This is a genomic window from Actinophytocola sp., from assembly GCF_035712165.1.
Taxonomy (GTDB): domain Bacteria; phylum Actinomycetota; class Actinomycetes; order Mycobacteriales; family Pseudonocardiaceae; genus DASYTH01.
In genome coordinates this window covers 1-6,969 of sequence record NZ_DASTBH010000100.1, presented here as the reverse complement: position 1 = coordinate 6,969, position 6,969 = coordinate 1, and the positions used below count along the sequence as shown (strand labels likewise).

8 protein-coding genes are annotated in these 6,969 nt (G+C 68.4%); 3 read left to right on the top strand and 5 right to left on the bottom strand.

The features are described from left to right. Window positions 1-526 precede the first annotated feature (526 nt). Window positions 527-1,048 (top strand): signal peptidase I, encoded by a 522-nt coding sequence (lepB, locus tag VFO68_RS05295; RefSeq protein WP_325157021.1) that lies wholly within the window; start codon window positions 527-529, stop codon window positions 1,046-1,048. A gap of 302 nt (window positions 1,049-1,350) precedes the next feature. Here the strand turns inward: lepB and VFO68_RS05290 are convergent, their stop codons facing one another. The 5 genes from VFO68_RS05290 to VFO68_RS34230 form a co-directional block, all read right to left on the bottom strand. Further along, on the bottom strand, window positions 1,351-1,785 hold the full coding sequence (locus VFO68_RS05290; protein ID WP_325157020.1) for a hypothetical protein: 435 nt from the start codon (window positions 1,783-1,785) through the stop codon (window positions 1,351-1,353). Window positions 1,786-1,914: 129 nt separating this feature from the next. After that, window positions 1,915-3,126, bottom strand: coding sequence for an ISAs1 family transposase (locus tag VFO68_RS05285; RefSeq protein ID WP_325157019.1), 1,212 nt, complete (start codon window positions 3,124-3,126; stop codon window positions 1,915-1,917). 432 nt (window positions 3,127-3,558) lie between these two features. Beyond that, window positions 3,559-4,245 carry a hypothetical protein gene (locus VFO68_RS05280; protein WP_325157018.1) on the bottom strand — a complete coding sequence of 229 codons (687 nt, stop codon included), beginning with the start codon at window positions 4,243-4,245 and terminating at the stop codon, window positions 3,559-3,561. Window positions 4,246-4,552: 307 nt separating this feature from the next. Beyond that, the gene (locus VFO68_RS05275) at window positions 4,553-4,858 is read right to left on the bottom strand and encodes a hypothetical protein (RefSeq protein ID WP_325157017.1); all 306 of its coding nucleotides are present in this window, start codon (window positions 4,856-4,858) and stop codon (window positions 4,553-4,555) included. Next, window positions 4,749-5,390, bottom strand: coding sequence for a hypothetical protein (locus VFO68_RS34230; RefSeq protein ID WP_414635464.1), 642 nt, complete (start codon window positions 5,388-5,390; stop codon window positions 4,749-4,751). Before VFO68_RS34230 ends, VFO68_RS05275 begins: the two co-directional genes overlap by 110 nt. A 377-nt stretch (window positions 5,391-5,767) precedes the next feature. Here VFO68_RS34230 and VFO68_RS05270 point away from each other — a divergent pair, with 377 nt between their 5' ends. Both VFO68_RS05270 and VFO68_RS05265 read left to right on the top strand, forming a co-directional pair. Next, window positions 5,768-6,550 carry a DUF6218 family protein gene (locus VFO68_RS05270; RefSeq protein WP_325157016.1) on the top strand — a complete coding sequence of 261 codons (783 nt, stop codon included), beginning with the start codon at window positions 5,768-5,770 and terminating at the stop codon, window positions 6,548-6,550. A 10-nt stretch (window positions 6,551-6,560) separates the two neighbouring features. After that, window positions 6,561-6,969 (top strand): exonuclease domain-containing protein (locus VFO68_RS05265; protein ID WP_325157015.1); only part of this gene is annotated, 409 nt, incomplete at its 3' end.

The following is a 6,969-nucleotide window of genomic DNA, read 5'->3' as shown; positions in this document are numbered from 1 at the left end:
GTCCCACCGGCCATCGCGGCCCTCCCCAAGGTCGCAGCACGTGCGCGCCGAACGCTAGAGGTGTCAACACGCTACGCACAAGACCTGACTACAACCAGCAAGGAGAAGACGCTCATCTATGGGCGGACCGGACCGCTAACTCACAGATCGTGATGCACCGGCCGGCGTCAAAGGCAGCCATGATCGCTGGCGCCCGGGAGAAGGATGCGGGAGCGACAGATCCACTCAGGACGGGCCTTGCCGCGCCCGCCGCCGGCTTCACGGCGCTTCACGGCGCTTCACGGCGAGACGACTTCGGTCGCGCTACGAGGCGTGTCACACGTTCCAGGCGGTTCATCGAGACCCAAGCGCCGCGCCTGGGGCCGCCGTCACCGGGCCTCGCGCGCCGCGGAGGTCGGTCGCGGCGGGCTCCGGCCCGACCGCCTGCACACTGCAACGGATCTCCGCCACCGCCAATCCGGACGGAAAGATTCCGGCGGTCTGGAATGGGGTTGCCGTACGGATGAGCATCGTGCATGGTCGTGCAGTGCGTTGGTGGCATGTCGCGCCGATCCCGCTGCTGCTGCTGCTCTCCGGGTGTGACTCGGTCCAGTCCGCGGTGACGACCAGGCGGTACACGGTGACGGCGGAGAACATGGAGCCGGGCCTGCACGCCGGGCAGGTGGTGCACGCGCGAAAAGTCGCGCGCGGGCAGTACCGGGCCAGCCGCGGCGACATCGTCGTGTTCATCGGGCCGGACTCCTGGGGCCCGACCGCGGGCCAGACGCTGATCACACGGGTGGCGGCCGTCGGCGGCGAGGTGATCGGCTGCTGCGACCCCGCCGGACAGGTGGCGGTGGACGGTGCCGTACTGCACGAGCCGTACGTGGCCACCAACGCGCCGCTGGACGGCCCGGCCGACGACTGCAACGGCCGCCGGTTCGGCCCGGTGACGGTACCGGCGGACCACATCTTCGTACTCGGCGACAACCGCACACGCTCGGGCGACTCCCGGTGCGCGGGCACCATCGCCACCAACACGGTGATCGCCGTCGTGACACCGGCGTGAGACCCCGCGCGGACCGGGTGGCGTTGCGCAGCGGGACGCTGACCGCCGACGCGGTCGCCTTGGACGCCGCAAGTTGGCCGGGACCAACGCCCACCCGACCGGCACCCTGAATCACAACCAGCGGTTGGAGAATAAGCCCAGAAATCTTGGCGGCGGACGCCATCGAACCGGCGCCAAGCCGGCCGCGCGGATCGCGGCAGATTAGTGCGCGTCGTGCCCGTCCGCCGTGGTGAGCCGAAAACGACGTGATGTCGCATTAGAAGCTGGTGCTCCACCCCAGTAGCATGAGCGGCGTTGGCAATTCATGAGAAGTCGGGATCGTCCAGGTCGATCGTCAGCGAGTAGCCGAGGTTATTGGTGAAGGTAGCGTGTGAGTCGCGGACATCCGCTGCCTCGAATGGGTTGGAGCAACTCAACGACACGATCCACATCAGGTTGCGGTCCCGGTCAAGCCGAGCGAAGAAGCCAGCGGAGCCGTGAGACCCCTCGCCACCGCAGACGTAGCCGGAACCATCCGGTATGGGTACGTCCGCGCCATGGACGACGTCGACGTGGGTCAGGTTGTCGGGATCGTTGCTCAGCATGGCTTCCAGATCGAGCGGTGGGCCAAGAGCCAGCCGCTCCAATCTCGCTTCGCCAACAAGCTCCACTGAGCGTGCGGAGCCGTTCGCCCAGTAGATGCCGTCCCAGGCAGGGGTGGCGCCGTCCTCCCATAGCTGAACGATGCTGGTGGTCACCTCGTTCAGCTCCTTTCCTCAGCACAGCCGGCCCCCACAGGATCCCACGTCGGATGGGTGCCGCGCGTACCGCGGCAGAAGAAGACGCCGGGCGCCAGCTCCGATAAACGCACCGGAGGGGCGCCAGGGCTATTGCGTTCTCGTTGTGCTGGTCACGGCGTTGATGAGGTCGTGGGGGCGGCGGTTGGCGCGTCTGGTGGCGCGGGCGATGTTGGCTTCGCCGTTGCTGCGGTGGTAGCCGATGGCGGTGTTGCGTAGCACGGCGGCCACGGCGGGGCCGTTGCCGGTGCGGGCCTGGTGGGCGTCTTCGGCGAAAGTGACATCGCGGATCCAGTGCAGCCGGTTCTCGATGTGCCATTCGCGGCGGGTCCAGTCACCCAGTTGCTCGGGCTGGGCGTGGCCGGCGGGCAGGGTGGTGATCAGGTAGGCGGTCTCGCGGCTGGTGGTGCCGCTGGTGGTGCGGGTGCGGGTGAGCCGTACGGCCTGCTGGGCGTGGGGGAAGCCGAGCCCGCCGGGCGTGAGCACGGTCAGCGCCTTGACGGTGCGGGTCTCGGATCGGCCGTGACCGCGCTCGCGGGATTGGTGCCCGACCGGCACACGCGCCCACGGCAGCCGCTTGAGCAGGGCGTGCAGGGTGGGCTGGTTCGCCTTGATCGTGACCATCAGCTGCCCGCCGCGGGCGGTCACGGCGTGGGCGTGGCCGACCTGGGCGTGCAACGCATCCGCCACGATGATCGTGCCGGCCAGCGAACCGAGCTGGGCCTGCAGCTGCTCCAGCAGCGGGGTGAAGGCGGGAATCTCGTTGGACTTCGCCGCGACGGCGACCTGGGCCAGCACGATCCCGGTGGCGGTGTCGTACGCGCAGAGCAGGTGCACCTGCCGCCCATCCGCTAGCCGCGCGCCCCGCAGCGTCTTGCCGTCCACCGCGATGACCACCCGGCCGTGGCGTGGTCGCGCGGCCGGGCGGGCCGGCAGACGGCGGCGCAGCCAGCCGGTCAACACCGCCTGCAACACGTGGGCGTCGACACGGACCAGGAACCGCCACACCGTGCTCCCGGCCGGGATACGCCCGGCCAGGCCGAGCCGATGGCGGGCCGGCTCGTCCAGGTCGGCGGCCCAGTCCGCGATCGCGGCGAACGTGGTCGCCCCGGCCAGCACTGCGCACACCGCCACCGCCAGCAGGCTGGCCAGCCGGTAGCGCACTCCACGGCGACGGCGCGGGTCAGGAACACCGGCCAGAGCCTGCAATAGATCGTGTGGCGTGGTCTCGGCCAGGTCAGTGGCTACGTCGATCCCGGCGGCCGGGTGCAGGCGGACAGCGTCGATCAGCGAAGATGACATCAGCGGGTGTGGTCCTTATCGGAGTCGTGAAGTCTTCAGCAACTCCATGATCACCGGGGCGGCCACACCCGCCTCACACCACCCCGGACCGTTCAGAAAGCCCCAGGTCAGTCACTCAACCCGCGACTACGCAATAGCCCTGTGATCCGGCCGGTCACCTGATTTCGCGCGGCGTCCGGAATGCGGTCGAGATACCGGCGGATCGTCGCGCGAGGGAAAGGGGTCATGAGTCGATGACAGCGGCGACGAGTGCGGCCGAGACTATGCCAGCGCCACTTAACTCCACTGGCGGGTGCCGGGGGAGATCAGTAGCACGGCGATACCGAGCTGAACTCCCCGAATGGGCTTCGACTCAAGGTCTCCGTGGCGAGCGCCACGCTCGATACGTTCACAGATCGATTCGGCGCCGCCGCAGCCCAGCGTCGCTGCCGTTCAAAGCACGGTCACGGAACGCACTTCAAGCTGCGGCACTGTCGTTGAACCACCGATCTGAGTGTCATAGGAATATGACCCGATCACGATCACCTTAGCGCGAAACTCATCGTCTTCGACGAGGTTATCGAACATCTGGCCCGAACCCGTAAGTACGGTATTGGTGTCGTATTCGTATGCTTCAGTCATGTTGCGGGCGCCGACGTTGGCAAGGAACATGTCGGGGCCAGTAGCCGCGTCGAACTGGGTGACAATCCCATACACGACGTATCCCTTGTCACTATATGAATCGGGATTCTTGGCGATCTTCTTCCATTCCCTGTCAGTCAAGCTGCGGTAAGTAATTTTGGCGGGTTTCGGCGCGGGAGGCGGCTGGGGGGCCTGAGTGCGAGGCTTCGCCACCGGGTCGGTTCGATTTGGCGCGGCGGCAGTGGTAGGTGGCGCCGCAACTTTCCCGGACGACGATGTGGGTGCCGACGACGGCGCCGCGACCTTGGTCCCGTCCTCCGCGACGAGACCGAGCACGATCGTGCCGCCGCAGCACAGCAAAAGAAGTACTCCGAGCCCGGCGAGGACGAAGGTCCACCGCCTGTTCTTTCGTGGCCGTTCAGAGCCCGCGAACGGTGATGCGGCCGGTGGCTGACCAGGGCCCGGAGGATAGGGTGGGCCGGGCGGTTCGTAGGTCACGGCGTTCTCCTGGCGGACCGGGTACAGGGGCTGTCGCGGCTTCGGCGCCGTCCAGGGGCGCCGAGTGCCGCACACGTCATAGTCGCGCAGATTCTCTACAGATCTGTGGCAAATCCGCCAAATCTGGCCCGCCCAAGGGTGGTGGTCGCAACGACCGCTGTAGGTCAGACGGCTCTGACTGGGCGCTGCCAACCGGCGGCTGCCTCCAGGCTGCCCCGCTCGTGGTCATGCTCCAGGCGTACACGCCTCGCGTGTCCGGCTTGGCATGACTGCGCCACCGCGCACGTGAAACGGCCTCATACGAGGGTTACGGTGCGGGATCTGGTGTGCTGGCGGCGCGGCTGAGTACGATGCGCCGTAGCTGACGGATGCCGCGTTCGAAGTCTTCGAGATCGTCCGTGTCGACAGGACCGGGCAATGCAGCGAAGGCGTCCAGGGCTTCGTCGAGGGCCGTCAGCACGGCCGCCTTCTCATCCACATCGTCCTGGGCCACCGGCTGGAGATCAGGTGGTGCGCCCGCCTGCACAGCCCGCGGCGTATCGGGCGTCGCCGAGGTGTGCGGCTGGTCGGCCCATTGGCTGCCTCGCTGGCGGGTGGCCGCGTCCGCGAACATCAGGTACTCCGTCTGAGACGGCTCGAGTCCAAGCTCGGTGGCCCAACTGACGGTCGTGTGGCACGTAGGCCTGGTAGTCCGCGACATGCCAGTCCAGTCGGACCCGCCATTGGGCGTGCTCGCGTAGCCAACCTTGCACGAGCCGGTCCAGCACCAGCGCCGGCGTGGCCGGCGGCTGGCTGCAGTAGAAGAGGAACTTGGTGGCGAAGGCCACGCCGAGCCAGGCGAGCCGGTGTTCGGCAAGCCATCCGAATGCTGAGGGGCCGCCGTCGCGACGTACCCGGTGCGCCGCCTCCCGCAAGACGGTGGGCGCGCCCGGGTTGTCCGTCAGCACCCGGGCGGTGCGGAACGGCCCGTAGCCGACCCGGCCGTATCCCCACACCATCGCGGCGACGAACGCCGGCACGGCGTCCTGTTCGAGGCACTCGCGCACCGCTGCGGTCACGTCGGCCCGCCCGATCGGGTTCGGTAGCCGGTCTAGCAGCGCCACGTGATCGGGAAGGAATGCCCGCCACGACGTACGGCTCCACACGGTAGCCGGCTGCGCAGCTCCGCCCCGCTCAGTGGCGAGGACACGAAGTCTGGGCGGAACTGGAGCTGCCGGCTGCGGCACCGGCCCAGTATCAACCGTCCACGGCCTGCGTTGACCACTAACCAAAGAATCCGATGCACCCAGTTCGGCCTGGGAGGCGCGGACGGCGGCGTCAATGCGAAGACGGCTCGATCCTTCGACCGTGCGTAAGCCGGTACTGGACGTGTTGCTGGTACGTCTTCGTCTTTACGGTCATCCGGGCGTGAGCGATCTTCCCACGGTGTCGACACCGGCGGGCGAGTCGTTCATGGACAGTCCGCCGCTACGTTCGGCGCGACGTTCGGCGCTGCGTTCGGCGCTCGGCCGGTTCGCTTCTGGTGAGGACAACCCATGCCCGTGCTAGCCCACCCTGTAGAGGCCGACGCGGCGGGCGTTGGCGACTATGTACGCGGCGTGCTCGGTCACGGCGTAGTAGCCATCGGATTGGACACGACGGCGCGGAAGCGCTGGCGGTGTGGACCCTCGGCCCGACCGGCTACGCCGGCGGTGCCTGGGTCACTTCGATCAACACGCTGGAACAGGAACCTGACCGGGCCGCGCGGGTCCTGGCGGTGTTGTCCGGCCGCTGCCTCGTGGACTGGGACACCGACCGCCCGGCCACGATCATGCAACGCATCGGGCGCCTATTTCCCACCCGTCCGGGCGGCAGCCAGGCGGCCGGTACCACCGCCGGTCTCTCCGCTGCTGGTAGCCCCGCCGCCGGGCTGACGGAGCTTGTCGCCGGGCTGGCCGGTCACGTCGTCACATTCCCCGATCTGCTGGACGAGATCGTGGAGCATCGGCAGCGGTACACCGACGCGGTCGAGCAGCACCGTCGTGCCACCAACTCCAAGATCGCGCCGTTGTCCTGGGGTCGGGACATTCCCGCGGACACCTCCTCCGTGCGGTCGATGCTGACCGGGCGGCGGATCAACGCCGCCAGCGCGGTCGCCGCGCAGGCGCTGGGCCAGGCCGCGGTGCTCCAGCAGATCGCCGAGCTGTGGCAGGACACCGAGATTCAGCGGTACCGGCGCCCCTACCTGCGTGCGCTCGGTGAACCGCAGCAGCTGCCGCCGCGCTGGTCGGCGCGGCTGCGCGCCGTCGCGCCAAGCTACCTGTGAGGACGCCACCGTGTACGCCGTCATCGATGTCGAGACCACCGGGCTGCGGACCAGTTGGCATGACCGGGTCATAGAAATCGGCGTCGTCCACGTCGATGCCCACGGCACCTTCACCGGCCAATGGTGCAGTCTGGTCAACCCGAACCGAGACCTCGGCCCCCAGATCATCCACGGCATCTCCGCCGCCGAGGCCCGCCGCGCGCCTACCTTCGACCAACTCGCTGGCACCATCGCCGGCCTGCTGCGGGGCCGCGTCACCGTGGCGCACAACCTCGCTTTCGACGCCCAGTTCCTGCACGCCGAGTTCGGGCGGCTCGGCATCGAGATCCCCATCGGCACTGACAGTGGGCTATGCACCATGCGGCTGGCCACGCACTTCCTCCCCACGGCCGCCCGCAACCTGCACGACTGCCGCCGGC

What these genes read in the sequence shown, in the direction of transcription:
- VFO68_RS05285 (WP_325157019.1), bottom strand. Translation starts at nt 3,126, where the DNA reads ATGTCATCTTCGCTGATCGACGCTGTCCGCCTGCACCCGGCCGCCGGG.
- VFO68_RS05275 (WP_325157017.1), bottom strand. Translation starts at nt 4,858, where the DNA reads ATGTTCGCGGACGCGGCCACCCGCCAGCGAGGCAGCCAATGGGCCGAC.